Annotated in this window: 19 protein-coding genes and 1 tRNA gene; 7 read left to right on the plus strand and 13 right to left on the minus strand. The window is 75.9% G+C overall.

Annotated features, from left to right (window positions below; all coding sequences use genetic code 11):
- Positions 1 to 5: 5 nt before the first annotated feature.
- Both BJ968_RS08755 and BJ968_RS08760 read right to left on the minus strand, forming a co-directional pair.
- Positions 6 to 704 carry a response regulator gene (locus BJ968_RS08755; protein ID WP_179750999.1) on the minus strand — a complete coding sequence of 233 codons (699 nt, stop codon included), beginning with the start codon at positions 702 to 704 and terminating at the stop codon, positions 6 to 8.
- Positions 701 to 2,398 (minus strand): ATP-binding protein, encoded by a 1,698-nt coding sequence (locus BJ968_RS08760; protein ID WP_218884946.1) that lies wholly within the window; start codon positions 2,396 to 2,398, stop codon positions 701 to 703. The genes BJ968_RS08755 and BJ968_RS08760 overlap by 4 nt, the downstream gene beginning before the upstream one ends.
- A 41-nt stretch (positions 2,399 to 2,439) precedes the next feature.
- Between BJ968_RS08760 and BJ968_RS08765 the strand changes: the two genes are divergently transcribed.
- Positions 2,440 to 3,792 (plus strand): cation:dicarboxylate symporter family transporter, encoded by a 1,353-nt coding sequence (locus BJ968_RS08765; RefSeq protein WP_179751003.1) that lies wholly within the window; start codon positions 2,440 to 2,442, stop codon positions 3,790 to 3,792.
- A 108-nt stretch (positions 3,793 to 3,900) separates the two neighbouring features.
- Here the strand turns inward: BJ968_RS08765 and metX are convergent, their stop codons facing one another.
- Both metX and BJ968_RS08775 read right to left on the minus strand, forming a co-directional pair.
- Positions 3,901 to 5,067 (minus strand): homoserine O-acetyltransferase MetX, encoded by a 1,167-nt coding sequence (gene metX / locus BJ968_RS08770; RefSeq protein ID WP_179756430.1) that lies wholly within the window; start codon positions 5,065 to 5,067, stop codon positions 3,901 to 3,903.
- A 107-nt stretch (positions 5,068 to 5,174) separates the two neighbouring features.
- The gene (locus tag BJ968_RS08775) at positions 5,175 to 6,500 is read right to left on the minus strand and encodes a bifunctional o-acetylhomoserine/o-acetylserine sulfhydrylase (RefSeq protein WP_179751005.1); all 1,326 of its coding nucleotides are present in this window, start codon (positions 6,498 to 6,500) and stop codon (positions 5,175 to 5,177) included.
- A gap of 353 nt (positions 6,501 to 6,853) precedes the next feature.
- Between BJ968_RS08775 and BJ968_RS08780 the strand changes: the two genes are divergently transcribed.
- From BJ968_RS08780 to BJ968_RS08790, 3 genes are all read left to right on the plus strand, one after another.
- Positions 6,854 to 7,213: a hypothetical protein gene (locus BJ968_RS08780; protein ID WP_179751007.1), complete on the plus strand. Its 360-nt coding sequence runs from the start codon at positions 6,854 to 6,856 to the stop codon at positions 7,211 to 7,213.
- A gap of 51 nt (positions 7,214 to 7,264) precedes the next feature.
- On the plus strand, positions 7,265 to 8,275 hold the full coding sequence (locus BJ968_RS08785) for a zinc-dependent alcohol dehydrogenase (RefSeq protein ID WP_179751009.1): 1,011 nt from the start codon (positions 7,265 to 7,267) through the stop codon (positions 8,273 to 8,275).
- Between the two features lie 110 nt (positions 8,276 to 8,385).
- Positions 8,386 to 11,100 (plus strand): putative bifunctional diguanylate cyclase/phosphodiesterase, encoded by a 2,715-nt coding sequence (locus BJ968_RS08790; protein WP_343077911.1) that lies wholly within the window; start codon positions 8,386 to 8,388, stop codon positions 11,098 to 11,100.
- On the opposite strand, the gene BJ968_RS08795 is transcribed toward BJ968_RS08790, so the two are convergent.
- The gene (locus BJ968_RS08795; protein WP_179751011.1) at positions 11,069 to 11,665 is read right to left on the minus strand and encodes a VTT domain-containing protein; all 597 of its coding nucleotides are present in this window, start codon (positions 11,663 to 11,665) and stop codon (positions 11,069 to 11,071) included. The two genes, BJ968_RS08790 and BJ968_RS08795, sit on opposite strands and share 32 nt — an antisense overlap.
- A 132-nt stretch (positions 11,666 to 11,797) precedes the next feature.
- Here BJ968_RS08795 and BJ968_RS08800 point away from each other — a divergent pair, with 132 nt between their 5' ends.
- On the plus strand, positions 11,798 to 12,187 hold the full coding sequence (locus BJ968_RS08800) for a hypothetical protein (RefSeq protein ID WP_179751013.1): 390 nt from the start codon (positions 11,798 to 11,800) through the stop codon (positions 12,185 to 12,187).
- A 185-nt stretch (positions 12,188 to 12,372) separates the two neighbouring features.
- Positions 12,373 to 13,833 (plus strand): benzaldehyde dehydrogenase, encoded by a 1,461-nt coding sequence (locus BJ968_RS08805; protein WP_179751015.1) that lies wholly within the window; start codon positions 12,373 to 12,375, stop codon positions 13,831 to 13,833.
- A 273-nt stretch (positions 13,834 to 14,106) separates the two neighbouring features.
- Here the strand turns inward: BJ968_RS08805 and BJ968_RS08810 are convergent, their stop codons facing one another.
- The 3 genes from BJ968_RS08810 to BJ968_RS08820 form a co-directional block, all read right to left on the minus strand.
- The gene (locus tag BJ968_RS08810; RefSeq protein ID WP_179751017.1) at positions 14,107 to 14,418 is read right to left on the minus strand and encodes a hypothetical protein; all 312 of its coding nucleotides are present in this window, start codon (positions 14,416 to 14,418) and stop codon (positions 14,107 to 14,109) included.
- Positions 14,419 to 14,968: 550 nt separating this feature from the next.
- Positions 14,969 to 15,045 (minus strand) — tRNA-Thr (locus BJ968_RS08815).
- 103 nt (positions 15,046 to 15,148) lie between these two features.
- A complete protein-coding gene (locus BJ968_RS08820; RefSeq protein ID WP_179751019.1) occupies positions 15,149 to 15,925 on the minus strand; it encodes a class I SAM-dependent methyltransferase in 777 nt (258 codons plus the stop codon).
- Between the two features lie 48 nt (positions 15,926 to 15,973).
- Here BJ968_RS08820 and BJ968_RS08825 point away from each other — a divergent pair, with 48 nt between their 5' ends.
- The gene (locus BJ968_RS08825) at positions 15,974 to 16,549 is read left to right on the plus strand and encodes a cupin domain-containing protein (protein ID WP_179751021.1); all 576 of its coding nucleotides are present in this window, start codon (positions 15,974 to 15,976) and stop codon (positions 16,547 to 16,549) included.
- Positions 16,550 to 16,600: 51 nt separating this feature from the next.
- Here the strand turns inward: BJ968_RS08825 and BJ968_RS08830 are convergent, their stop codons facing one another.
- From BJ968_RS08830 to BJ968_RS08850, 5 genes are all read right to left on the minus strand, one after another.
- Positions 16,601 to 18,136 carry an alpha/beta hydrolase gene (locus BJ968_RS08830; protein ID WP_179751023.1) on the minus strand — a complete coding sequence of 512 codons (1,536 nt, stop codon included), beginning with the start codon at positions 18,134 to 18,136 and terminating at the stop codon, positions 16,601 to 16,603.
- 23 nt (positions 18,137 to 18,159) lie between these two features.
- On the minus strand, positions 18,160 to 19,326 hold the full coding sequence (locus tag BJ968_RS08835) for a DNA polymerase III subunit delta' (RefSeq protein ID WP_179751025.1): 1,167 nt from the start codon (positions 19,324 to 19,326) through the stop codon (positions 18,160 to 18,162).
- Entirely contained in the window at positions 19,323 to 21,410 is a 2,088-nt protein-coding gene (gene tmk / locus BJ968_RS08840) for a dTMP kinase (protein WP_343077912.1), read from the minus strand. Before tmk ends, BJ968_RS08835 begins: the two co-directional genes overlap by 4 nt.
- Positions 21,411 to 21,492: 82 nt before the next feature.
- Positions 21,493 to 24,273: a type I DNA topoisomerase gene (gene topA / locus BJ968_RS08845; protein WP_343077913.1), complete on the minus strand. Its 2,781-nt coding sequence runs from the start codon at positions 24,271 to 24,273 to the stop codon at positions 21,493 to 21,495.
- A 239-nt stretch (positions 24,274 to 24,512) separates the two neighbouring features.
- Positions 24,513 to 26,021 (minus strand): DUF7059 domain-containing protein, encoded by a 1,509-nt coding sequence (locus tag BJ968_RS08850; RefSeq protein WP_343077914.1) that lies wholly within the window; start codon positions 26,019 to 26,021, stop codon positions 24,513 to 24,515.
- Positions 26,022 to 26,039: the final 18 nt, after the last annotated feature.

A 26,039-nucleotide genomic window follows, 5' to 3' on the forward strand; every position in this document is an offset into this window, starting at 1 on the left:
CGGGGTCACAGGGCGGCGGTGGGGTGGTAGGCGAGCTCGGGCCGCCCCGAGCCCCCGTAGCGGGGTTCGCGCCGGGCCCGGCCCGCCGACGCCAGGTGCTCCAGGTACCGGCGCGCCGAGACCCGTGACAGCCCCGTCACCGCGGCCGCCTCGGCCGCCGACAGCCCCCGCCCGTCCGGGGCGGCGCGCAGGGCCGCGACGACGGTGCGCAGCGTCGGGGCGGCCACCCCGCGGGCCGGGCCGGAGGCCGTGCGCAGCTGCGCCAGGGCCTCGTCGATGGCCTGCTGGTCGATGCCGGACTCCCCCGCCGCCGCGGCGACGTCGGCGCGGAAGCGGGCGTAGGCGCGCAGCCGCTCCTCCAGGTCCGCGGCCGTGAAGGGCTTCAGCAGGTACTGCACGACCCCCATCGACAGCGCCTGCCGGACCACCGCGGGGTCGCGGGCCGCCGTGACGGCGATGACGTCGGCGGGCACGGCCGCGGCCCGCAGGGCCCGCAGCACCTGCAGCCCGCCGACGTCGGGCAGCGTCATGTCGAGCAGCACCAGGTCGACGGGCTCGGCCGCCCCGGCGGCCCCGACGGCGGCGAGCGCCTCGCGGCCGGAGTGGGCGACGGCGATCACGGTGAACCCCCGGACCCGCGCCACCTTCTCGGCGTGCCCGGCCGCGAGCAGCGGGTCGTCCTCGACGACCAGGACCCGGATCACGGCGCCACCGGCAGGTCCACGACGAGGGTGCCCCCGCCGTCGTCGACGGTGACGGGTTCCTCGACGCGCACCCGGCCGCCGTGCCGGCGCACGACCTGGCCGACGAGGGCCAGCCCGAGCCCGTGCGCCCCCTCGGGGGAGAGCCGGTGCTCCTTGCGGGACCAGCCGCGCTGCATGGCCCGGTCCAGCTCGGCGGCCCGCAGCCCTTCCCCCGAGTCCGTCACGCGGACCTGCACGACGCCGTCGGCGGCGGTGATCCGGACCCGCACCCAGCGCGGCTCCTCGTGGGCGAGCGCCGCCTCGACGCCGTTGTCGACGAGGTTGCCGACGACCGTCACGAGGTCGCGGGCCGGCAGGAGGCCGTCGGCCAGGGCCGTGTCGGGTTCGACCTCCAGCTCGACGCCGCGTTCGGCGGCCTGGGCGGACTTGCCGACGAGCAGCGCGGCGACGGCCGGGTCGGCGACGTCGGCCACGACGAGGTCGGTGAGCTGCTGCGCCGCAGCCAGTTCGGCGGTGGCGAACTCGACGGCGCGTTCGGGCTGGCCCTGCTCGACGAGGGTCACGACGACGTGCAGCCGGTTGGCGGCCTCGTGGGCCTGGGAGCGCAGCGCGTCGGCGAGGCCGCGCACGGCGTCGAGGTCGCGCGTCAGGGCCTGCAGCTCGGTGTGGTCGCGCAGGGTGACGACGGTGCCGACGCGGCGCCCCTCCCAGCGGGCGTCCTGGCGGCTGACGACGAGGACGCGGTCGTCGGTGACCTGCACGTCGTCGACGACGTCCTCGCCGGAGCCCAGGAGGCGCTGCAGCGCGGGCGGGACGTCGAGGGTGCCGTCGTCGCGGGAGGGCAGCAGGCGGCGGGCCTCGTCGTTGACGACCTGCTGGCGGCCGGCGGGGTCGACGACGACGAGCCCTTCGCGCAGGGAGTGCAGGACGGCGTCGTTGACCTCCCACAGCCGGGTGAGGTCGGCCGGTTCCAGGCCGTGGGTGCGGCGGCGGACCCAGCGGGACAGGGCCCAGCTGCCCACGACGGACAGGGCCAGCGCCAGGGCGAGGGCCAGGAGCAGGACGGGCAGGCGGTCGAGCAGGTCGGCCGTGACGGAGCGGGTCGCGACGCCGACGGCGACGGCCCCCACGACCACCCCGTCCCTGCCGTCGACCCGGGCGCGGATCGGCAGCACGGCGCGCACGGACGGGCCGAGGGTGCCGGTGTAGGTCTCCACGACGCGGCCGCCGGCGAGGGCGGCGTCGGCGTGCCCGACGAACCGCCCGCCGATGCGCGAGGGGTCGGGGTGGGTCCAGCGGATGCGGTCGCGGTCCATGACGGTGATGAAGTACACGCCCGTGGCCCGCCGGACGGCCTCGACGTGGGCGGCGATGGCGGCGCGGTCGGCGGTGGCGGGGTCGGCGAGGCCGTCGCGGACGTCGGGGGCCTGCGCCACGGCGGCCGCGACGTCGGTGACCTCGACGGTCGCGTCGCGGCGGGTGTCGGTGCGCAGCTGCCAGCCGAGGGCGGCGGTGGCGCCGACGACGACGAGCAGGACGACGAGCAGCTGCAGGACGAGGACGCGGGAGGCCAGCGTCCAGTGCCTCTGCCCTGTCCGACGCCCTGGGCGACGACCGGCGCGACGACCGGCCCGGCGCCCGGTCCGGTGGACGAAACGACCGGAAGCGGGCCACCGCGGGGCTGACGTGACCACCATCACCTCCAGAACCGCTCCCGACGTCCTGAGAGGGTCCCATGAGCACTGGCGCTCTGAACCGCACGAAGAAGGACCGCACGCACTTCCTGTACCTGGCTGTCATCGTGGCGGTCGCCCTGGGCATCGGCGTGGGGTTGCTGTTCCCCGACGTCGGCAAGGACCTCAAACCGCTGGGCACCGGTTTCGTGGCCCTCGTGAAGATGATGATCGCGCCGGTCATCTTCTGCACGATCGTGCTCGGCATCGGCTCGGTGCGCGCCGCGGCCAAGGTCGGCCGGGTCGGCGGGACGGCGCTGCTGTACTTCCTGGTGATGAGCGGTTTCGCGCTCGTCATCGGCCTGGTCGTGGGGAACCTGCTGCCGGTGACGAACCTGCAGCTGACCGACGACCTGCGCGGGCAGGGCGCGAAGCTGGCCGAGACCGCGCACGAGAGCGGCGGGTCGGTCGACTTCCTGCTGGGGATCATCCCGACGTCGCTGTTCTCGGCCCTGACCGACGGCTCGGTCCTGGAGGCGCTGTTCGTGGCCCTGCTCGTCGGGTTCGCCCTGCAGGGCCTCGGCGAGGCGGGGCAGCGGGCGCTGCAGGCGGTCGAGACGATCAAGAAGGTCGTCTTCAAGGTGCTGGCGATGGTCATGTGGGCCGCCCCGGTCGGGGCGTTCGGCGCGATCGCGGCCGTCGTCGGCGAGACCGGCGCGGACGCGCTGAAGGCGCTGGCGACGGTGATGGCCGGGTTCTACGTCACGTGCGCGCTGTTCGTGGTCGTCGTCCTGGGCCTGCTGCTGCGGGTCGTGGCCAAGCTGAACCTCTTCAAGGTCCTGCGGTACGTGGCCCGCGAGCTGCTGCTCATCGTCTCCACCTCCAGCTCCGAGACGGCGCTGCCGCGGCTCATCGCCAAGATGGAGCACGCCGGGGTGCACCGCTCGACGGTGGGCATCACCGTCCCCACGGGGTACTCGTTCAACCTCGACGGCACCGCGATCTACCTGACGATGGCGTCGCTGTTCATCGCGAACTCGCTGGGGCAGCCCATGTCGGTCGGTGAGCAGGTGTCGCTGCTGCTGTTCATGGTCATCGCCTCCAAGGGCGCCGCGGGGGTCTCCGGGGCGGGTCTGGCGACGCTGGCCGGTGGGCTGGCCTCGCACAAGCCGGCGCTGCTGGACGGGGTGGGGCTCATCGTGGGCATCGACCGGTTCATGTCCGAGGCCCGCGCGGTGACGAACTTCATCGGCAACACGGTGGGGACCCTCGTCATCGCCACCTGGACCGGGACGCTGGACCGCGAGCAGCTCACGGAGGTGCTCGCCGGGCGGCGCCCGTTCGACGAGACGTCGATGGACCCCTCCCGCGAGGCGGCCACCGACGTGCGGGACCAGGCCGCCGTCCCCGCCTGACCCGACCTGGCCCAGCCCGACCCGACCCGACGGCCGGGGACCGCTCCGCGGAGCGGTCCCCGGCCGTCGTGGTCCGTCCGGGCCCGTCGGGTCCGTGCCGGCCCGGGGTCAGCGGCGGCCGAGGGCGAGGGTCTCGGCCACCAGCGGCTCGATCTGCGCGGCCTCCAGCAGGAACCCGTCGTGCCCGGAGGAGGACGTCACCACCCGCAGGCCCCCGACGACGGCCGGGGCCGCGTCGACGATCCGCTGGGAGTCCGCGACGGGGTAGAGCCGGTCGGAGTCGACGGCCACGACGACCAGCGGCGTCGTGACCGCGGCGAGCGCGGCCTCGGTGCCGCCGCGGCCCAGCCCGACGTCCCAGGTGTTCATGGCGTCGGTCAGCGCGACGTAGGACCCGGCGTCGAAGCGGCGCACGAGCTTGTCGGCGTGGTGGTCCAGGTAGCTCTGCACGGCGTAGCGGCCCGCGCCCTCGGGGGACAGCGGGTCCTCGCCGAACTGCGCCTCGCGGCCGAAGCGGGCCTGGAGCTCGGCCGCGGTCCGGTACGACAGGTGCGCGAGGCGGCGGGCCAGACCCAGGCCCACGTGCGGGCCCTGCCCGTCGGGCGCGGAGTGGTAGTCGCCGCCGCGCCAGCCGGGGTCGCTGACGATCGCGGTGATCTGGGCGCTCTGCCCGCCGATCTGGTCGGCGGTGGAGGCCGCCGCGGAGGCCAGCACCAGCGACGCGCCCACCCGGCCGGGGTGGGCCGCGGCCCACTCCAGGGCCCGCATCCCGCCCATCGACCCGCCGATGACGGCGGCGAAGCGGGCGATCCCCAGGGCGTCGGCGAGGCGGGCCTCGGCCGCGACCTGGTCGGCGACGGTGATCCGGGGGAAGGCCGAGCCCCACGGGCGGGTGGTGCCCGGTCGCGGGGAGGAGGGCCCGGTGGAGCCCTGGCAGCCGCCGACGACGTTGGCCGCGACGACGAACCAGCGGCGCGTGTCGAGGGCCTTGCCGGGGCCGACGAGGGCCGACCACCAGCCGGCCGTGGGGTGGCCGGGGCCGGCCTCGCCGCTGACGTGGGAGTCGCCGGTCAGGGCGTGCTCGACGAGGACGGCGTTGGAGCCGTCCGCGTCGAGCTCGCCCCACGTCTCGTAGGCCAGCCGGACCTGCGGCAGGACCCCGCCGAGCTGCAGGGGCAGGTCCCCGACGTCGGCGAACCGCCGGCGCCCGACGGGGTCACCGTCGTGCCAGCCGCCGGAGGCCGGGGGCGCCGCGGGCGTCAGCGCGCGCGCCACCTGCGCCGGGACGTCCTCCGCCAGCTCGCGCGAACCCACACCCACGTCGACGACCACCGCTCCTCCTCGCCCTGCGCTGCTCCTCCAGTGTCCCCGACGCGGGCGGTTCAGACGGACGCGCCGGAGGGCACCGCGGCGGCTGCCGCGGCGAAGCCGGTGCGCAGGTCGGCGAGGATGTCCTCGATGTTCTCCACGCCCACGGCGAGGCGGACCAGGCCCGGCGTGACGCCGGAGGCGAGCTGCTCCAGCTCGCTGAGCTGGCTGTGGGTCGTGGAGGCCGGGTGGACCACGAGGGAGCGGACGTCGCCGATGTTGGCGACGTGGCTGTGCAGGACGAGGGCGTCGACGAACGCCTTGCCGGCCGCCAGGCCCCCGGCGATCTCGAAGGCCAGCACGGCCCCGGAGCCCTTCGGGGCGTACTTGCGGGCCTGGGCGTGCCAGGGCGAGGAGGGCAGCGAGGCCCAGTTCACCGACAGGACGTCGTCGCGCGCCTCGAGGAACCGCGCGACCTCCCCGGCGTTCTCGACGTGCCGCTCCACGCGCAGCGACAGCGTCTCCAGGCCCTGGGCGATGAGGAAGGCGTTGAAGGGCGAGACGGCGGGGCCGAGGTCGCGCAGGAGCTGCACGCGCAGCTTGATCAGGTACGCGAGCTGCCCGACGGCGTCGGTGAAGACGACGCCGTGGTAGCTGGGGTCGGGCGCGGTCAGGCCGGGGAAGCGGTCCGAGGCCGTCCAGTCGAAGCGGCCGGAGTCGACGACGACGCCGGCCACGGACGTGCCGTGCCCGCCGAGGTACTTCGTCGCCGAGTGCACGACGATGTCGGCGCCGTGCTCGAAGGGCCGCACGAGGTAGGGCGTGGCGATGGTGTTGTCGACGACGAGCGGGACGCCGTGCTCGTGGGCGACGCCCGCGACGGTCTCGATGTCCAGGACGTCCCCGGCGGGGTTGGAGATGGTCTCGCCGTAGAACAGCTTGGTCTCCGGGCGCACGGCCGCGGCCCAGGAGGCGGCGTCGTCGGGGTCGGCGACGAAGGTGACCGAGATGCCCATCTTGGGCAGGGTGTGGTGGAAGAGGTTGTACGTCCCGCCGTACAGCCGCGGGCTGGAGACGACGTGGTCGCCGGCGGAGGCGATGTTGAGGATCGCGAGGGTCTCGGCGGCCTGGCCGGAGGCGACCAGCAGGGCCCCGACGCCGCCTTCGAGCGCGGCGATGCGCTGCTCGACGGTGTCCTGGGTCGGGTTCATGATCCGCGTGTAGATGTTGCCCAGCTCGGTCAGGCCGAACAGCGCCGCGGCGTGGTCGGTGTCGCGGAACTGGTAGCTCGTCGTCTGGTAGATCGGCAGGGCGCGGGCCCCGGTCGCGGGGTCGGGCGTCTGGCCGGCGTGCACCTGGAGGGTCTCGAACTTCCAGGCAGGGGTGGTCTCGTCGCTCACGGTGGGTCCTCGGTCGTCGCGGGTGGGTGTCGGGCACGTCGGGGGAACGACTAGGGGCGCCGACACAGCCCGTCGAAGAGGTACGCGCGTCGGCTCGGCCAGAACGGGTCGAGCACCACCAGCGTCGGGAGCACGTCCCGATGGTGCCGCCGCGGTGAACGCGAGGGCAACTCGCTCCTGGGGACGACCTCCGGACGGACGGTCCAGGTCTCCACATGATCGACTGAGAGTGTTCCTGTGAACACGCGGCGAAATCACCGAGGGTCTGGCAGGCTAGCCTCGCGACTCTGTGCGATTAATCGCTCACGTTCAGCAGCATCCTTGAGCACCTACTACTCAGTTGTGGAGCATCGATGGACGACCAGCGCACCCCCGCGGGCGCCCCCGCCCCGGTGACCGACGACGACCTGCAGGTCATCCGCTGGGACGCCCCGGCCTGGGCGGCCCGCGGCCTGGAGGTCGAGGGCGGCTGGCTGCACAGCTTCGAGGCCCGCGTGGTCCCGCTGGAGGGGGACGAGGGCGCCGAGCGCCCCTGCCCCGTCCGCCTGGAGTCCACCGACCTCGCCTACGCCGAGAACGGCCAGACCGTCCTGCGCCGCTTCGGTCCCCGCGTCTTCATCGGCGACATCGCGCAGCTGTCGCTGCCCGAGGCCCAGCGGCTCGTCGCCGCCCTCAGCGAGGTCATCGAGCGGGCGCAGGGCCCGGCCGCCTGAGCCGCCCGCACCGCGTCGGGTCACCCCCGCCGGACCGGATACCTTGCGCCCATGACGCAACGCACCGGCCGCGCCGTCCAGATCAGCGAGCCCGGCACCCTCGAACTCCTCGACACCGTCACCCCTGACCCGGGCCCGGGCGAGGCGCTGGTCCAGGTCGCCTACTGCGGCATCTGCGGGTCCGACCGCGAGGTGTTCGCCGGCACCCGCCCGGCCGAGTTCGTCCGCTACCCCGTCGTCGCGGGCCACGAGTGGTCCGGCACCGTCGCGGCCGTCGGCGCGGGCGTGCCGCAGTCCCTCGTGGGCCGCGCCGTCGTCGGCCAGGGCATCCGCACCGCCGAGGGGACCCCCGCCTCGCTGGAGGGCGACACCGAGGGCTGGCCGCAGGAGTACGAGGAGACCGGGTTCACCCTGCCCGGCGGCTGGGCCACGTGGCTGACGCTGCCCGCCCGCTACCTGCACGTCCTGCCCGAGGGGGCCGACCTGCGCGCGGCCGCCGGGATCGAGCCGGCCGCGTGCGTGGCCGAGGCCGTCCTGCTCGCCGACGTCAGCGTGGGGTCGAAGGTCGCCGTCGTCGGCGCCGGGACCCTGGGGCTGCTGTGCGTGCAGCTGCTCAAGGGCGCCGGGGCGCAGGTCACCGTCGTGCACCACAACGACGAGCGCCGGGAGCTGGCCGAGCGGTGCGGCGCGGCCCACTACACGGGCGACGTGAGCACGCTGGACGCCACGTTCGACGCCGTCGTCGAGGCCGCCGGGGTCCCCGGCATCGCCCGGACCGCCGTGGGCCTGGCCCGTCGCGGGGGGCGGGTGGTCCTGACCGGCATCCCCGCCGAGGACCACGACGACCTGTCCTCCCTCGACCTGGTCTCGCGCAACGTCCACGTCCTGACGGTCTTCGGGGCCCCCACCCGGGCGTGGGCCTACGCGGTGCGCGCCTTCTCCGCCGGGGTCCTGGACCCCAGCCCGCTCATCACCCACGAGTTCGACCTGGCCGACGCCGGGGCGGCCCTGGACGAGCTGAGCGCGCGCCGGGGCGCCCTCAAGGTGCTGCTGAAGCCCTGACGACGGCCCCGCCGACGGGGGCCCGGGCCGGGTCCCCGTCGGACGCGGGACCATTTCGTGACACGCTGCGGGGAACACCACACGGTGAGTGACTCCCCGAAGGAGCGTTCGTGCTGCGGTCCCGCCCCCGGCGGCGCCCCGGTCGCCGTCACCGGCGCCGGCCCGCCACCCTGCACCGCAGCCTCCTGGTCCTGGTCCTGGCCCCGGTCGTGGGGCTGGTCGGCCTCATGGCGTACGCCGTCGACGACCAGGCCGGGCGCGCCCGGGCCGCCGGGCAGGCCGCCGACGCCGTCCGCGCCGCCGTCGCCCTCGACGCCGTCCGCGCCGCCGTCGCCCGCGAGGTCGTGCCCGTGCTGGGCCAGGCCGTCCTGCGGGACCCGGCCAGCGCGACGTCCGTGGGCGTCGACGCCGGCACCGTCTCCTCGCTGTCGGTGGTCGCCGGGCCCGCCCTCGCCGCGCAGCTGGGCACCGTGCGGGCCGGCACCGACGAGGCCCTGGCCGCCGCCCGCTCCACCGCCGCGCGGCGGACCGCCGACCGGGTCGCGGCGACCGTGGCGGGGTTGCGGGCCCGCTCGGCCGACGGGGCCGACCTCAGCGTCGTCTTCGCCGGCTACCAGGCCGTCGCCGCCGACCTGACCACCCGCGTCGGGGACCTCCTCGCCGCCTCCCGGATCGCCGGCCTCGACGACGCCGGCACCCGCGCCGTCCTGGACCTGCGCCTGGTCTCGCGGGCCTCGGCGCTGGCGAGCGTCGAGGTGCCGCTGTTCCTCGCCGACGCGGTCCGCTCCGCGGCGGGCACGGCGGGCACGGCGGGCACGGCGGGCACGGGGGGCACCGGCGACCGGGACGCCTTCCTCACCGCCTGGGGCGGGTACCGCAACGCCTCGGTGGAGGTGCTGGAGCAGGCCTCCCCCGCCGTCCGCGACGACTGGCTCGCGGCCACCGCCCCCACCGCGGCCGCCCTGGACGCCCCGCTGCAGGCCGCCGCGCTGGGCGGGGCGGCGCCCACCCCGGCGCAGCTGGTGGGCCTGACGACGGCCAACGGCACGCGCGACGAGGCGCTGCGCACCCTCGTCCGCGCCACCGGCGAGCGGGCCGTGGACCGGGCCCGGGAACCGGCCGCCGCGGCCCGCCGGGCCCTGGGGCTGCTCGTGGGCCTGTGCTCGCTCATCGTCGCCGGCACGCTGGCCGCGGCCCTGCTGCTGCGCCGCTGGGTCGCGGTGCCGCTGCGCCGGCTGGCCGAGCAGGCGCGCTCGGTCAGCGACGGCGACCTCGTCAACGTCGAGGAGTCCGGGCCCCTGGAGGTCCGGACCGTGGCCCGGGGGCTGGCCGCGGCCGTGGACAACCTGCGGCGCGTGCGCGACCAGGCCCGGGCCGTGGCCGACGGGGCGCTGGACGCCGAGGTCGTGCGCCGGCCCGTGCACGGCCCGCTCGGGGAGGTCGTGCACGCCTCGGTGCTGCAGATGGTCGGCGCGCTGCGCGAGCGCGAGCTCCTGCAGGAGGTCCTGGCCCACCAGGCCTCCCACGACGCGCTGACCGGGCTGCCGAACCGGACGCACGCCACCGAGCTCGTCGCGGCGGCCCTGGCCCGCAGCACCCGCCACGACGGGCGGGTGGGCCTGCTGTTCGTCGACCTGGACCACTTCAAGACCGTCAACGACACCCACGGGCACGCCGCCGGCGACGAGCTGCTGCGCGTCGTGGCGGGCCGGATGGCGGGGGCCCTGCGCGGCGGGGACGCCCCGGCGCGGCTGGGCGGGGACGAGTTCGTCGTCGTGGTCGAGCACGTCGACGACGAGGCCCGCCTCGTCGACCTCGGCACCCGCGTCATCGCCGCCGTCAGCGCGCCCGTGGAGCTGTCGGGCCGGCACGCCGGGGTGCGGGTGCGGGTGGGCGCCAGCGTCGGGGTGGCGGTCAGCCCCGCCGGCGGCGGCTCGGCCGAGCGCCTGCTGCTGGAGGCCGACGCCGCCGCCTACCGCGCCAAGGCCGCCGGCCGCGGGACGGTCGCGGTCTTCGACGACGCCCTGCGCCGGGACATCGCCCGGCGCACCCAGCTGGAGGGCGCGCTGCGCGCCGGGCTCGACGCCGGCCAGCTCGTCCTGCACTACCAGCCCGTCGTGGACCTGCGCACCGGCGCCGTGCGGTCCGTCGAGGCGCTCGTGCGGTGGGACCGGCCCGGGCACGGGCTCGTGGGCCCCGACGCGTTCGTGCCCGTCGCCGAGGACTCCGACCTGGTGTGCGAGGTGGGGCGCTGGGCGCTGTCGCGGGCCGCCGAGCAGCTCGCCGCCTGGGACGCGGACGGCGGTGAGCTCGCGGGCGTCAACGCCGCCGTGAACGTCTCGGGCCGGCACCTGGCCCAGCCGCGGCTGCTGGGCGACGTCGCGCTGGCCTGCGCCGGGGCCGGGATCGTGCCCGAGCGGCTGACGGTCGAGATCACCGAGACGGTGCTGTTCGACGAGCCCACCGCCCGCGAGCACCTGCGCGCGCTGCGGGCCCTGGGCGTGCGGGTGGCGCTGGACGACTTCGGGACGGGCTACACCTCGATCGGGCAGCTGTCCCGGCTGCCGGTGGACACGCTGAAGATCGACCGCAGCTTCGTGGCCTCCCACGAAGACGCGCACACCGACCTGGTGCGGCTCGTCATCGGCGCCGCGCACAGCTTCTCCCTGGGCGTGGTGGCCGAGGGCGTGGAGGAGGCGGGGCAGCTGGAGGCGCTGCGCGCCGCCGACTGCGACGCGGCGCAGGGTTTCTGGCTGTCCCGGCCGCTGCCGGCCGAGCAGCTGGCCGCGCAGCTCAGCGCGACCGCAGCCGCCGCGCGAGGCTGACGGCGCCCGAGGCCGCGAACCCGAGCGCGACGGCCACCGCGGCACCCACCCAGGGCCGGTCGCTGACCCCGCGCCCGGCGAGCCCGAGCACCGAGTACGCCAGCGCCCAGCTCGCGGCGGGCACGACGTCGGCGACGGCGAACCGGGCGACGGGGTACTCGGCGGCGGCCGCGGCGACCAGGACGGGCACGCGGGCCCCCGGCAGCAGCCGGGACGTGACGAGGGTGCCGACGTCGTGGCGGGCCAGCCGCTCGCCGAGCTCGTCGAGGTGCCCGTACCGCTCGGCCCGCCGGCGCAGGGAGCGCCCGGGCCCGGTGTGCGCCCCGCGCAGCAGCAGCGCGTAGAGGACCAGGTCGGCGACGTAGGCCGCGGCGGCGCCGACGACGACGACCTCCCCCAGGGACAGCCAGGACCGGTGGTGGCCCAGGGCGGCCATGGCCGAGACGACCGCCCCCGTCGGCAGGACCGGCAGGACCGCCCCCACGACGACGGCGGCGAGCAGCACGCACAGCGCCCACAGCCAGTGGTCGGCGTGGGCGGCGGGGTCGAGCAGGTCGGTCAGCACGGTGGGGCAGTTTCGCAGGGTGCCGTCGCAGCCGGTGAGCGCACCTCACCGGCAGGGTCGCGCGGGGGCCGTCCCGGTGACGCGGGGCCCGTTCGGTCCCGGCGGCGGCCCGGGCGGGCCTACGGTCCGGCCGTGAGGTTCAACCCGCCGCCGAACTGGCCGCACGTGAACACCGCGTGGATCCCGCCGGCCGACTGGCAGCCGGAACCCGAGTGGGGTCCGGTGCCGGCCGGGTGGCCGCTGCTCGTGCAGGACGAGGCCGGGACCGGCCGGCGGGCGGGGGCGCTGGCCGTGGGGGCCCTGGCGGGGTTCGTGGCGGGGGCCCTGCTGGTGCTCGCCCTGGACCTGGTGGGGGTCGCCCTCCTGGGCGACGGCGCGACCGGCCTGCCCGGGCTCGGGCGCGCGCTGGCGTGCGGGGCGGCCGTGGCCGGTGCGGTGCTGAACGTCCGCGCGTGCCGTCGCCGCGCCGCCGACCGGGCCGCGCGGGTCATCGCGCTGGCGTGGAGCCGCGTCCCCCGCTGAGGGGTCCGCTCTTCCGCTGGGCGGGAGGACGACTGGCGGTTCGGCGGCGGCTCCCGCAGAGTGCGCGAGCGACCCGGGCGGGGCCGGAGGGGGCGGGCAGCCCCCTCCCGAGCACCGGCCGGGGGTTCGCACGTGGACGGCGCCCGACGACGACGCGCCGCAGGACGACAGGAGGGACAGCGCAGATGCTGCTCGAGCCGAGGACGTGGCAGGGGAAGGTCTACTCCGGGGGCTGGGTGACCGGCTCCGGCGGGGAGTACGACGCCGTGGAACCGGCCACCGGGAAGGTCCTGGCCGCTGTGGGGGCCGCCTCGGCGCAGGACGTGCAGCGCGCGGCCCTCACCGCGCAGCAGGCCCAGCGGGAGTGGGCGGCCCGGCCCTACGACGAGCGGGCCCGGGTGCTGCGCCGCGCCGCGCAGCTGTTCGTGGAGCACGGCGACGAGATCGACGACTGGATCGTGCGCGAGTCCGGCGCGATCCGCCCCTTCGCCCGGTTCCAGACCCGCGACGTGGCCGCCGAGGAGTGCTGGGAGGCGGCGGCCCTCGCCTCCCACCCCCACGGGCAGGTCCTGCGCTCGAACCAGCCGCGGCTGTCCCTGGCCCGCCGGCTGCCCGTCGGCGTCGTCGGCGTCATCGCCCCGTTCAACGCCCCGGTCATCCTGTCGGTGCGGGCCATCGCCCCCGCCCTGGCCTTGGGCAACGCCGTCGTCTGCAAACCCGACCCCCGCACCGCGGTCTGCGGCGGCGTGGTGCTGGCGCGGATCTTCGAGGAGGCCGGGCTGCCGGAGGGGTTGTTCCACGTCCTGCCCGGCGGCGCCGACGTCGGGGGCGCCCTGGTGGAGGACCCCCGGATCCCCGTCATCGCCTTCACCGGGTCCACCGCGGCCGGCAAGCAGATCGCCCGCGCCGCCGCGGACCGGCTCAAGCGGGTCCACCTGGAGCTGGGCGGGAACAGCGCGCTGATCGTCCTGGACGACGTGGACCTGGAGCAGGCCGTCTCGGTGGGCGCGTTCGGGTCCTTCAACCACGCCGGGCAGATCTGCATGGCCACCAGCCGGCACCTCGTGGCGGCGGGCATCGCCGACGACTACGCGGCCGCCCTCGCCGAGCACGCCGAGCGGCTGCCGGTGGGCGACCCCGCCGGCGACGACGTCGCCGTGGGCCCGCTCATCGACGCCCGCCAGCGCGACCGCATCCACGGCGTGGTCACCGCCTCGGTCGAGGCCGGGGCCCGGCTGCGCACCGGCGGCACCTACGAGGGGCTCTTCTACCGGCCCACCGTGCTGTCCGGCGTCCCCGAGACCGCCCCCGCCTACGCCGAGGAGATCTTCGGGCCGGTCGCGCCCGTGGTGGCCTTCGGCGACGTGGAGGAGGCCGTGCGGCTGGCCTCGGGCACCGAGTACGGCCTGTCGCTGGGCATCCTCACCAAGGACGTCATGAAGGGCCTGGCCCTGGCCGAGCGGATCCCCTCGGGGCTGGTCCACATCAACGACCAGACCGTCAACGACGAGGCGCTCGCCCCCTTCGGCGGGGTCGGCTACTCCGGCACCGGTTCCCGCCACGGCGGCGCCGAGGCCAACCTCGAGGCGTTCACCGAGGTGCAGTGGGTCACGGTGCGCGGCGACCTGCCGCACTACCCGTTCTGAGCCCGTCCTGACCCGCCCGGCCCGCTCCCCGCCCCCCGGGGAGCGGGTCGGGGCGGCGAGCGGGACCCCACCTGCGCCGTCGCCCTCCTCGACGCGACCCTGGACGTCCTCGCCGACGTCGGCTACGACGCGTCGACCGTCGAGGCGGTCGCGACGAGGTCACCACGCGCCGTGGGAACGGGACGACCACCACCAGCGAACCGTTCCGCCTCTGCGTCCGCGCGGAGACGCTGGAGGAGGTCGAGAGGTTCTGGGCGGAGCTCGCCGCCGGGGTCAGCGAGCGATCCCGGCCGCGGGGAGGACCAGGCCGCGCACGTCGAACTCCTGCACCACCGGGGGGCCGACTTCCCGCCCGTACTGCCCGAGCACTGCACCCATCACCTCGCCGAGCACCTGCGCGGTGTACCGGTCGCACTCCTCCCGGGAGTTCCACACCTCGATCACCTGGAAACCGCTGTCGATGCTGCGACAGACGTGCAGGAGCAGACCGTCGACGCGAGGGCCGGACTCGCGCACGACGGCGCTGTGGATCGCGTCGTAGGCCTCGGCCGGTGCTGCGACCTCTACGACGATGCCGTACGTCATGACGACCTCCAGGGGGAACGACCGGACCGGTGCGGAACGCTGGTGCGACGGGGTGCTGAGAGGGCGCGGGAGGCGGGGCGGCGGGCACCTGCGTGAGCCCCGTCCGGGGTGAGGGGGTCGCGTGCGCCGCCACGTCGCGGACCCGCCGGTCGGTGCACGGCGAGGGGCGTCCCCGCTCCTGCGGTGCCGGCGTCGTCAGCAGGTCGGCCGGTGCCGTCCGCCCGGTGTGGACGGTCCGGCGCAGTTCGTCGCGGTCCGCCCCGGCCTCCGGCAACCGGTGGGAGTGCCTGATCATGTTGCGCGCGGCGAACCGCGTCGTCAAGGGCCGGCAGGCCAGGTGCGGAACCGCTGGGAGAGGCGCGGTGGAGGACGAGGTGACCGCCGTCCCGGCGGCCGCCGGGTACGACGACCTGACCCGGCGCAGGCGCGCGTGTTCCAGTGCACCGCCGGCGGGTCGGTGGCAGCGAGCACCACGAGGGCGCACGTCCTCCGGGGGTCACCGCGACCGGGAAGCGAAGAGCCCCGCAGGTCGGTGACCTGCGGGGCTTCGTGGAGCCGCCTCGGGGAATCGAACCCCGGACCTACGCATTACGAGTGCGTCGCTCTGGCCGACTGAGCTAAGGCGGCACTGCTGGTGGTGCGTGCGCCCTCGCGGGCACGGACAGTGAGCCTACAGGACGTGGCGGGGTCCTCTCACCACGGGCGACGCCCCCCGTCAGGACGCAGCTCGTCAGGACGCAGCGCGCGCGAGCCACAGCGCCCGGGTGGCGCGGGGGCTCAGGACGAGGTCACCGGCCAGGAGCGCGGTCAGCGCGCCACCCTCGTCGGCGCCGTCGAGGTGCAGATACCGCTCCAGCCACAGCCGGGCGTACTCCTGCGCGGCCGCCGACGGCTCCGCCGTCGTCGTGACGTCGTGGCGCTGGACGGTGAACCCCGCGGCCCGCAGGGTCGCGGTCCAGTCGGGGTGGTGGTTCCAGCCGGCGGCGAGGGCGGCGGTGCGGGCGCGGTCCTCGGCGGGGTCGGTGGTGAAGGCGGGCAGGCCCTCGACCTCGACGACGGCGAGGACGCCGCCGGGGGCGAGGGCGGCCCGGGCCCCGGTGAGCAGCGGGGCGGGGTCGGTGACGTGGTGCAGGGACGAGGACGCCCACACGAGGTCGACGCCGGGAAGGTCGGGGAACCCGTCGTCGAGGTCGGCGGCGAGCGCCGTGAACCCCTGCGCGCGCAGGTGGGTGAGCATCCCGGGGTCGTTGTCGACGGCCGTGAGGTCGGCGCCGGGGAGGCGGTCGCGCAGCAGCCGGCTGCCGGTGCCCGTGCCGGCCCCCAGGTCCACGACCCGGTGGGGGGTGCGGTCGCCGAGCTCGGCGAGGACGGTGTCGAGGACGGCGGTCAGCTGGTCGCCGAAGACGAGGGCATCGAGGTCGAGAGCCCGCCGGTGCCCGTCCTCGTGACCGGCGCGGTGGGTGTGGGCCTGGGTGTGGGCCGGGGGGTGGGTGTGGCCGTGGCTCATGACGTCCACGGTAGGAGGCTCGTGCGCGCTGCGCATAGCATCTTGCGCGTGGAGCAAGACATCGACGACCTCATCCGCCGCCGGATCCGCGGCCTGCGCCTGGCCCGCGGCTGGTCCCTGGACAACCTGGCCGCCCGCTGCTCCATGAGCGCCTCGACGCTGAGCCGGCTGGAGACCGGTGGCCGGCGCATCGCCCTGGACCAGCTGGTCCCCCTCGCCCGCGCCCTCGGCACCACCCTCGACGACCTCGTCGCCACCACCGACGACGAGGACGTCGTGCTGCGCCCCGAACCGCGGCACCGCTCGGGGGTCACGACCTGGCTGCTGTCGCGCGAGCGCGCCGTCGCCGGGCAGACGGTCGCCAAGATGCGCTTCGCCGCCTCCCGGACCCCGCCGGCGCCGTCGGACGGGCTGCGCGTCCACCCCGGCCGCGAGTGGTTCACCGTGCTGTCGGGCCGGGCCCGCCTCGAACTCGGCGACCGGGTCGTCGACGTGGGGCCGGGGCAGGCCGCGGAGTTCTCCACGATGGTCCCGCACCGGATCAGCGCGGCCCCGGGGTCTGGGCCGCTGGAGGTCCTGTCGATCTTCGACCGGGACGGCGAACGCGCCCACCTGGACGACTGAGGAACCCGCACCCCCACCACGGCCACGCCCGGCCCGGTGCGCCGGCAGCGGTCAGTCGCAGGTCGTCCCCTCGTCGGGGGCGGTACCGGCGATCAGGTACGTGTCGACGGCGGAGTCGACGCACGACGACCCCGTCGCGTAGGCCGTGTGCCCGTCGCCGTCGTACGTCAGCAACCGGCCCGAGGACAGTTCCCCGGCCAGGCTCCGCGCCCACGCGTACGGGGTCGCGGGGTCGCGCGTGGTGCCGACGACGACGATGGGGCCCGCGCCCTGCGCGTGCACCGGGCGGACCTGGCCGACGGGGGCCACGGGCCAGTTCGTGCACGCCAGCCCGCCCCAGGCCAGGTACGGGCCGAACGTCGGGGCGTCCCGCGCGAACTCTTCGACGGCCGCGGCGACCTGCGGCTCGCTCTCGTCGTCGTCGCGGTCCAGGCAGTTCACGGCGTAGATGACGGTCGCGGAGTTGTCGGCGTACCTGCCGTCCGCGGACCGGTGGGTGTAGGCGTCGGCCTGGGCCAGCATCACCGAGCCGTCCCCGGCGAACGCGGCCTTCAGCGCCTTCGACAGCTGCGGCCACAACTGCGGCGCGTACAGCGGGTTGGCCACGGCGAGGTACCCCAGGCCCTGCCCGAGGGGTCGGCCGGTGCCCGTGGGCAGGGGTTCGGCGTCCAGGCCCTCGAGGAACCGCCGGACCTGCGCGACGCCGTCGTCGACGCCGCCGGTCAGCGGGCAGTTCCTGCCGCTCTGGCAGTCCCGCACGTAGGAGCGCAGCGCGACCTCGAACCCGGCGGCCTGCCCGGCGTTGAGCTGCTCGCTGCTCAGGGCCGGGTCGATGGCCCCGTCGAGGACGAACCGCCCCACGCGCTGCGGGAACTGCTCGGCGTACCAGGCGCCGAGGTAGGTGCCGTAGCTCTTGCCGAGGTAGTTCAGCTTGTCGTCGCCGAGGGCCGCGCGCAGCACGTCCAGGTCCTTGGCCGCCGACAGCGTGTCGACGTGCGCGGCCAGTTCCCCCGACGCCGCGCACCCCCGCCCCAGCTCGGTGGTCCGCGCCGACAGCGCCTGCACCTCGGCCGGGTCGTCGGGGGTGGGGTCGGTGGCGAGGAACCGGTCGACCTGCCGGTCGCGCAGGCACCGCAGCGGGTCCGACTCCCCCACCCCGCGCGGGTCGAGGCCCACGACGTCGAAGTGGTCGCGCACGTCCTGCGAGACGACGGTGCGCGCGGCCCGCGCGTACTCCACGCCCGAGGCCCCCGGCCCCCCGGGGTTGAGCACGAGGGAACCGAGGCGGTCCTCCCCCTCCGCCGCCGTCCGCGTCCGCACCACCGCCAGGGACGCCGTGGCGCCCGCCGGGTCGGCGTAGTCGACGGGCACGGTCAGCCGGGTGCACTCGAAACCCCCCGAGCAGTCGACCCACTGCAGCCGCTGGCCGTAGAACGCCGCGAGCGCGGGGTCGGTGGCGTTCTCGCTCGCGACGGCCGTCGCGGTGCCCACGGGTCGGGGGTCCGGGCTCGACGCGCCCAGCGCCGAGCAGCCCGACAGGGCCAGGACCAGGACGGCGAGGGCGCTGACGGCTCGGGGAGTGCGCATGGTGCGGGTCACGTTACGTGAGGTCACTGCTCCGGGCCGGGGGGCCGCAGGCTGAGGGCCAGCGCCTCGACGGCCAGCAGCGGCGCGACGTTCTGCGCCAGCCGTTCGCGGGCGAGCTGGACCGCGTCGGTGCGCCGCAGCGTCTCCTGCGGGGTGGACCGCTCGGCCATGGCCCGCACCTCGGCCGTCATGTCCGCGTTCACGAGGTCGACCGGCGCCGCCAGCTGCACGACGAGGACGTCGCGCAGCAGCCCCAGCAGGTCCACGAGGGCGCGGTCCAGCACGTCGGTCTGGTGCCGGCGCGCGCGCCGCTTCTGGTCCTCCTCCAGCTGCCGGACCTGGGCCCGGACCGCCGGCGGCACGGTCGCGGAGCCGTCGGCCCCCAGCGCGCGCAGCAGCTCGGCCTTCTCCCGGGCGTCGCGCTCGGACGTGGACGACCCGGCCTCCTCGGCCGCGACCTCCACGAGCTCACCGGCGGCGATGACCGCCTCCCCCACGCCGCGGACCCGCTGCGGCAGCCGCAGCACCTCCCGGCGGCGGATGCGGGCCCCCTCGTCGCGGGCCAGGCGGCGCGCCAGCCCCACGTGGGACTGCGCGGCGCGGGCGGCGAAGGCCGCCATCACGGGGTCGACGCCGTCGCGGCGCACGAGCAGCTCGGCGACGGCGTCGGCCGGCGGCACGCGCAGCGGGACGTGCCGGGCCCGGGAGCGGATCGTCGGCAGGACGTCGTCGACGGCGGGCGCGCACAGCAGCCAGACCGTCTGCGCGGGCGGTTCCTCGATGGTCTTCAGCAGCACGTTCCCCGAGGTGGGGTTGAGGCGGTCGGCGTCCTCGATCACCACGACCCGCCACCGCGCCACCGACGGGCGCCGCTGGGCCGTGGCGATGAGCGGCTCGACGTCCTCGCGGCGGATCTGCATGTGCTCGGTCGTGAAGACGGTGACGTCGGCGTGGGACCCGGCGGCCGCGGTCCGGCAGCCGCCGCAGCGCCCGCAGCCGACCTCGGCGGGGTCCTCGCAGGCCAGCGCCGCCGCGAACGCGCGCGCCGCGGTGGAACGCCCCGACCCCGGCGGGCCCGTGAGCAGCCAGGCGTGGGTCATGCCGGGGGTGCCGTGGCGGGCGGCGCGCGCGGCCCGGGTCAGGACCTCCACGGCCGGGCCCTGGCCGACGACGTCGTCCCAGACGCTCACCGGGCCGCCGCCCGCGTCGCGGTGGGGACCGGCAGCAGCGGGGCCAGGTGCTCGCGCAGCTTCGCCTGCACGACCTCCGGGGACGTCGTGGCGTCCAGGACGAGGTAGCGCTCGGGGGCGCGGGCCGCCAGCAGCAGGAACTGCTCGCGCACGCGGGCGTGGAAGGCCCCGGGCTCGGCCTCCACGCGGTCCTCGGCGGCCCGGCCGGCGCGGCGCTGCGCGGCGGTGGTGGGGTCGACGTCGAGGACGACGGTCAGGTCCGGCAGCAGCCCCTGGGTGGCCCAGCGCGACAGCGTCTCGACCTCGCTCGCGGGCAGGTCGCGCCCGGCGCCCTGGTAGGCCAGGGAGGAGTCGACGTACCGGTCGGTGAGCACGACCGCGCCGCGCCGCAGCCCGGGGCGGACGACCTCGGCGACGTGCTGGGCGCGGTCGGCGGCGAACAGCAGCGCCTCGGCGCGGGGGCTCAGCGGCGGCCCGTCGCGGTGCTCCAGCAGGAGCGCGCGCACGTCGCGGCCCGTCGCCGTCCCGCCGGGTTCGCGGGTCACGACGGCCTCGTGCCCGAGCTCCTCCAGCCAGGCCGCGAGCAGCCGGGCCTGGGTGGTCTTGCCGGACCCGTCCCCGCCCTCCAGGGCCAGGAAGAACCCGCCCCCGCCGCGGACGGCCGGCTCCCCGGCGGGCGCGGCGGGTTCCCCGCGCTGCTTCCACGCCCGGACGAGGTCGGCGCGCAGGCTCGTGCCGGGCCGGTCGTCCATCTGCCGGAACGCCACGACGCCCGCGGCGGTCGTGACGACCCCCGCCAGGACCATCGTCAGGGCCGACCCGGCGTAGGTGACCGACCAGTGCGGGCTGGGCGCGAACGTCCGGTCGCCCAGGGCGTTCGCCACCCAGGGGGCGACGAGGACGACGGCGATGACGACGACGCGGGTGCTGGAGCCCACGAAGGAGAAGGTGCGGCCGCGGACGTCGTCGTCGACCTCCAGGCCCAGCAGCGTGTACGCCGAGACGTACGCCAGCCCCGTGAACAGGCCCAGCGCCACGACGAACAGGGCCGCGACGACGATGTCGCCGACCAGCGCGACGAGCACGAGGGAGACCCCGGCCAGGGACAGCGCCAGCCCGAACGTGCGGCGCCGGCTGAACCCGCTGAGCCAGCGCGGCCCCTGCCACACACCGAGGGCGACCCCCGCGAAGACGGCCATGACGACGACGCCGTACCCGGGGTCCCCCGCGCCCAGGCTCGTGACGAAGGCGCGGCCGAGCCCCAGCACGACCCCGCCGGCGGCGAAGGCCGTGAGCATCCCCAGGACGAGCCCGCGCAGCAGCGGCGTCCTCCCGACGAACCGCCAGCCCTCGACGATGTCGCGCCCCAGCGTCGGGGCGAGCCCGCCCTCGCGCGGCGCGGCCCGGCGCGGGGGGATGTCCAGGCGCCAGATGACGGCCGCGGCGACGAGGAAGGTCAGGGCGTTGACGTACATCGCCAGGTCGGACTGGCCACCGGCCAGGAAGGGCAGGACGTTGTCGAGGACCCCCGTGAGCAGGGTCAGCAGGATGAATGCCAGGCCCGCGACGGGCGCGGAGCCGTAGGTGGCGACGAGGCTGACCTGGTTGGCGGCCTCCAGCCGGTTCGCCGGGACCAGGTTCGGGACGGTGGCGTCCTTGGCGGGGCCCCAGAAGAGGGTGACGAGCTCGATGAGCAGCGTCGCCACGAACAGCCACGTGAGGTTCCCGACCAGCGGGATCGAGGCGAACAGCGCGAAGCGGAGCACGTCGCCGACGACCATCGTCAGCCGGCGGTCCAGCCGGTCGGCCAGGGCGCCGGCGAGCGGGCCCAGGAGCGCGGCCGGGGCCAGCTGCAGGACGAAGACGGTGGAGACCGCGACGCTGGTCCGCGTCGAGTCCCCCAGGGTCAGGCTCGCCGCGGTGCCCAGCTTGGCGAGCATCCCCAGCCAGTCCCCGAAGCTGGAGAGCATGAGCGAGAGCCACATGCGGCGGAAGTCGGGGTGCTCGCGCAGCAGGGTCCGCACGTCGTGGTCGGGTGCGGCCGCCTCCGGGGTCGGGGTGGGGGCGGCTGCGGGGGGAGTCACGACGTCAGGGTAGTTGCCGGTGCCGACAGCCCCCCGCTCCCGCAGCGGGCCCCGGGGCCGCGCGCGGCGGCCCCGGGGTCGGTCAGGACTCCGCGGCGGCGGCCGTCTTCTTCGCGGCCGTCTTCTTCGCCGCGGTCTTCTTCGCGGGCGTCGTCCTCTTCGCGGCGGCCTTCTTGGCCGTCTTCTTCACCGGCCCCTTGGCCCGCTTCTCGGCGAGCAGCTCGGCGGCGCGCTCCAGCGTCAGCGTCTCGGGGTCGTCGTCCTTGCGCAGCGTGGCGTTGGTCGTGCCGTCCGTCGCGTACGGGCCGAAGCGGCCGTCCTTGACGACGATCGGCTGTCCGGACTCGGGGTCGGGACCGAGCTCCTTGAGCGGGGGCTTGGCCACCGCACCGCGCCGCGTCTTGGGCTGGGCGTAGATCGCCAGCGCCTCCGGCAGCGTGATGGTGAGGAGCTGGTCCTCGTTCTCCAGGGACCGCGAGTCCGTGCCCTTCTTCAGGTACGGACCGTAGCGGCCGTTCTGCGCGGTGATCTCGTCGCCGGACTCGGGGTCGGCGCCCACGACGCGCGGCAGGGACAGCAGCTGCAGGGCCTGCTCCAGGGTGACGGTCTCGACCGACATGTCCTTGAACAGCGACCCCGTGCGCGGCTTGGCCTTCGCCGCCTTCTTCGCGGTGCGCTTCTTCGGCGCCCCCTCGGCGGCCGGCTCGGGCGCCGGCTCGTCCTCGATCAGCTCGGTGACGTACGGGCCGTACCGGCCCACCCGCGCGACGACCGTGCGGCCCGACGCGGGGTCCTGCCCCAGCACGCGGTCCCCGTCGGACTGGGAGGTCAGCAGCTCGCGCGCCTTGGCGACGGTCATCTCGTCGGGGGCGACGTCCTCGGGCACCGAGGCCTTGAGCAGCTCCCCCGTCTCGGCGTCCGGGCCCTCCAGGTACGGGCCGTACCGGCCCACCCGCAGGACGATGCCCTCGCCGATGGGGACCGTGGAGATCTCCCGCGCGTCGATGGCGCCGAGGTCGTCGGCCAGGCCCTTGATGCCGTCGAGCTCGGCGGCCGCGCCCCCGGCGGGGCCGGAGGCGTCCGGCGCGGCGGGCGCGGAACCGTTGGCCGGGCCGTCGGCGCCGAAGTAGAACCGCGTCAGCCAGTCGACGCGCTCGGCCTCACCGCGGCTGATCGCGTCGAGGTCGTTCTCCATCTCGGCGGTGAAGTCGTAGTCGACGAGCTTGGGGAAGTGCTCCTCCAGCAGCCGCGTCACCGCGAACGCCAGCCAGCTCGGGACCAGGGCCGAGCCCTTGTACCAGACGTACCCGCGGTCGACGATGGTCGAGATGATCGACTGGAACGTCGAGGGGCGCCCGATCCCCTTCTCCTCCAACGTCTTGATGAGGCTGGCCTCGGTGTAGCGGGCCGGCGGGGTCGTCTCGTGGCCGTCGGCGGCCAGGTCCCGCGCGGTGAGCCGGTCGCCCGCGGCGACCTGCGGCAGGCGGCGGTCGTCGTCGCCGGAGCCCTCGTCGTCGCGGGTGGCGTCGCGGCCCTCCTCGTAGGCGGCGAGGAACCCGCGGAACGTGATGATGGTGCCGGAGGCGGAGAACTCGACGTCGCGGCCGTCGGCCGTCGTCGCGCCCAGGCGGACGGTCGCGGTGGTGCCGCGCGCGTCGTGCATCTGGGAGGCGACGGTCCGCTTCCAGATGAGGTCGTACAGGCGGAACTCGTCGCCGCGCAGCTCCCCGGAGACCTGCGCGGGGGTGCGGAAGTTCTCCCCCGCCGGGCGGATCGCCTCGTGGCCCTCCTGCGCGTTCTTCGCCTTCGAGGTGTAGTTGCGCGGGGAGTCCGGCACGTACTCGGGCCCGTACAGCTCCCGGGCCTGCGAGCGGGCCGCGGCCAGCGCCTGCGCCGACAGCTGGATCGAGTCGGTGCGCATGTACGTGATGTAGCCGCGCTCGTACAGGCCCTGTGCGGTCCGCATCGTCTGCCGGGCGTTCAGCCGCAGCTTGCGGGAGGCCTCCTGCTGGAGCGTGGAGGTGATGAACGGCGCCGCCGGGCGGCGGGTGTACGGCTTCTCCTCGACCCCGCGGACGGCGAACTGCGCGTCCTGCAGCCCCGCGACGATGGCCTCGGCGGCCGCGACGTCGAGGTGCGCGACGTTCTGCGTCTTCAGCGTGCCGTCGTCGTGGAAGTCGCGGCCCGAGGCCACGCGACGGCCCTCGACCTGCGACAGCTTCGCGGAGAAGGCGCTGTCGCCCTCGGGCTGGAAGGTGCCGGTGATGTCGGCGTAGCCGGCGGCGACGAACGCCATCCGCTCCCGCTCGCGCTCGACGCACAGGCGCGTCGCCACCGACTGCACGCGCCCGGCGGACAGGCCCGCGCGGACCTTGCGCCACAGCACCGGGGACAGCTCGTAGCCGTAGAGGCGGTCCAGGATGCGGCGGGTCTCCTGGGCGTCGACGAGGCGGTCGTCGATGTCGCGCAGCTCCTGCACGGCCTGCTGGATGGCCTCGCGGGTGATCTCGCCGAAGACCATGCGGCGGTACGGGATGCGCGGTTCGAGGGCCTGCACGAGGTGCCAGGCGATGGCTTCACCCTCGCGGTCGCGGTCGGTGGCGAGGATGAGCTCGTCGGCGTCCTTGAGGGCGCGCTTGAGCTCGGAGACCTTCTTCTTCTTGTCGCTGTCGACGACGTAGTACGGCTCGAAGCCGTGCTCGACGTCGACCGCGAACTTGCCGAACGGGCCCTTCTTCATGTCCTCGGGCAGCTGGGAGGGCTGCGGCAGGTCGCGGATGTGACCGACCGAGGCCTCCACGACGTAGCCGGGGCCGAGGTAGTTGGAGATGTTCTTGACCTTGTTCGGCGACTCGACGATCACCAGTCGGCGCAGTCCGTCACCGGACGACGTGGTTGCTCCGGACTTGCCCGCCACTGGTCCTGCCTCTCACCTTCGGTTCGCTGTGCACCCGGGGGCGGCGGCTCGTGGTCCCCCGACCGTCACGCCCCGCTGTGCACTCTCGCACGCCGCACGCCCCGGACGTGCACCCGGAGCGCGCCTCAATGTGACACGTCCCGCCGCCGGTCGTGCAACCGGCGGGGGTCGGCGCGTCCCCGCGGTCAGGGCAGGAGCAGGAACCCGTCCTGCACGAGGGAGCGCACCCGCGGGTACAGCCGCTGCCGCACGTCACCGACGGGCTCCTCCCCCAGCACCGCCAGGCCCGCGGTGACCTGCCCGACGGTCAGCTCCCCGTCGCAGGCCCCGACGAGCCCGGCGAGGTCGCCGTCGACCTGGGCGACGCGGCGCAGCCCGCCGCCCTGGCGCAGCAGCACGATGCGGGGGTCGGGGTCGCCGGGGGTGTGGTACCGCTCGTCGGTGACGTCGGGGGCCACCCGCAGGGCCAGGTCCCCCAGGTCCTCCAGCCCGGCCAGCGCGTCGTGGACGGCCAGGCCGGTCGCGAAGACCTCCCCCAGCGGGTCGCTCAGCGCGGCCAGGTTCTCCTCGAACCGGCGCAGCGGCGCGCCCGCCCGCAGCGGCTTGCGCAGCGTGACGACGCCGAAGCCGACGCCGCTGACGCCGCGCGCGGCGAAGTCGTCCAGCCACGCGGTGTACAGCTCGTCGAAGCGGGGCCCGGGCTTCTGCCCCCCGTCGCGGATCCACGTCTCGGCGTACAGGGCCGGGTCGGCGACCTCGCGCTGGACGACCCACGCGTCCAGGCCCGTGCCCTCCAGCCAGCCCTCCAGGCGCTGCGACCAGCTCTGCCCGTCGTGCAGCTCCCAGTTGCCCAGCAGCTGCGCCACGCCCCCGGGTTCGAGCACCGACCCGACCTGCCCGACGAGCCGCGCGACGAGGGAGTCGCCGGGCATCCCGCCGTCGCGGTACTCGTACGTGGGCACGGCGCCGGTGCGGGGGGTGATGACGAACGGCGGGTTGGACACCACCAGGCCGAACCGCTCGCCCTCCTCCACGGGCTCCAGCAGCGACCCCTGCCGCAGGTCCAGGGCCGTCTCGTTGAGGGCGGCGTTGACGGCCGCGAGGTCCAGGGCGCGCTCGGAGGTGTCCGTGGCGGTGACGCGGCGCGCGTGCCGGGCGGCGTGCAGGGCCTGGATGCCGCAGCCGGTGCCGACGTCCAGGACGCGGTCCACCGGGGTGCGCACGGTCGCCGAGGCCAGGGTCAGCGAGGCGCCCCCGACGCCCAGGACGTGGTCGGCCGACAGCGCCTCCCCGGTGGCCAGCTCGCCGAGGTCGCTGACCAGCCACCACTGCGCGGTCCCGGAGGCGTCGTCGACGGCGTAGGGCCGCAGGTCCACCAGGGGCCGCACCTCGTCCCCGGGCGCGGACCCGGCGGCGGCGACGAGCCCGAGCGCGGCGGCCCCGTCGGTCCCCGTGCGCGGCAGGGCCGCGTCGAGCTCGGCGCGGGTCACGGTCCGGCCCAGCGTGGCGCAGCGCAGCAGCACCGCGGCCGGCTCGCGGGACCCGGCCGTGGCCCGCAGCGCCGGCAGCGGCTGCTCGCGGTCCAGGGCCGCCGAGGCGACGTCCCCGACGAGTTCCCCGACCCCGTCGACGGTGTAGTTCGCGGCACGCAGGTCCTCGCGCAGGCCGGCGAGGAGTTCTCTGGGATCGGTCACGTGGCGCGAGTCTGCCAG

The sequence above is a fragment of the Kineococcus aurantiacus genome, assembly GCF_013409345.1.
GTDB classification, from domain to species: domain Bacteria; phylum Actinomycetota; class Actinomycetes; order Actinomycetales; family Kineococcaceae; genus Kineococcus; species Kineococcus aurantiacus.

What these genes read in the sequence shown, in the direction of transcription:
- BJ968_RS08780 (WP_179751007.1), top strand. Translation starts at nt 6,854, where the DNA reads ATGGACGACCAGCGCACCCCCGCGGGCGCCCCCGCCCCGGTGACCGAC.
- BJ968_RS08805 (WP_179751015.1), top strand. Translation starts at nt 12,373, where the DNA reads ATGCTGCTCGAGCCGAGGACGTGGCAGGGGAAGGTCTACTCCGGGGGC.
- BJ968_RS08765 (WP_179751003.1), top strand. Translation starts at nt 2,440, where the DNA reads ATGAGCACTGGCGCTCTGAACCGCACGAAGAAGGACCGCACGCACTTC.
- BJ968_RS08830 (WP_179751023.1), bottom strand. Translation starts at nt 18,136, where the DNA reads ATGCGCACTCCCCGAGCCGTCAGCGCCCTCGCCGTCCTGGTCCTGGCC.
- BJ968_RS08785 (WP_179751009.1), top strand. Translation starts at nt 7,265, where the DNA reads ATGACGCAACGCACCGGCCGCGCCGTCCAGATCAGCGAGCCCGGCACC.
- BJ968_RS08820 (WP_179751019.1), bottom strand. Translation starts at nt 15,925, where the DNA reads ATGAGCCACGGCCACACCCACCCCCCGGCCCACACCCAGGCCCACACC.
- BJ968_RS08810 (WP_179751017.1), bottom strand. Translation starts at nt 14,418, where the DNA reads ATGACGTACGGCATCGTCGTAGAGGTCGCAGCACCGGCCGAGGCCTAC.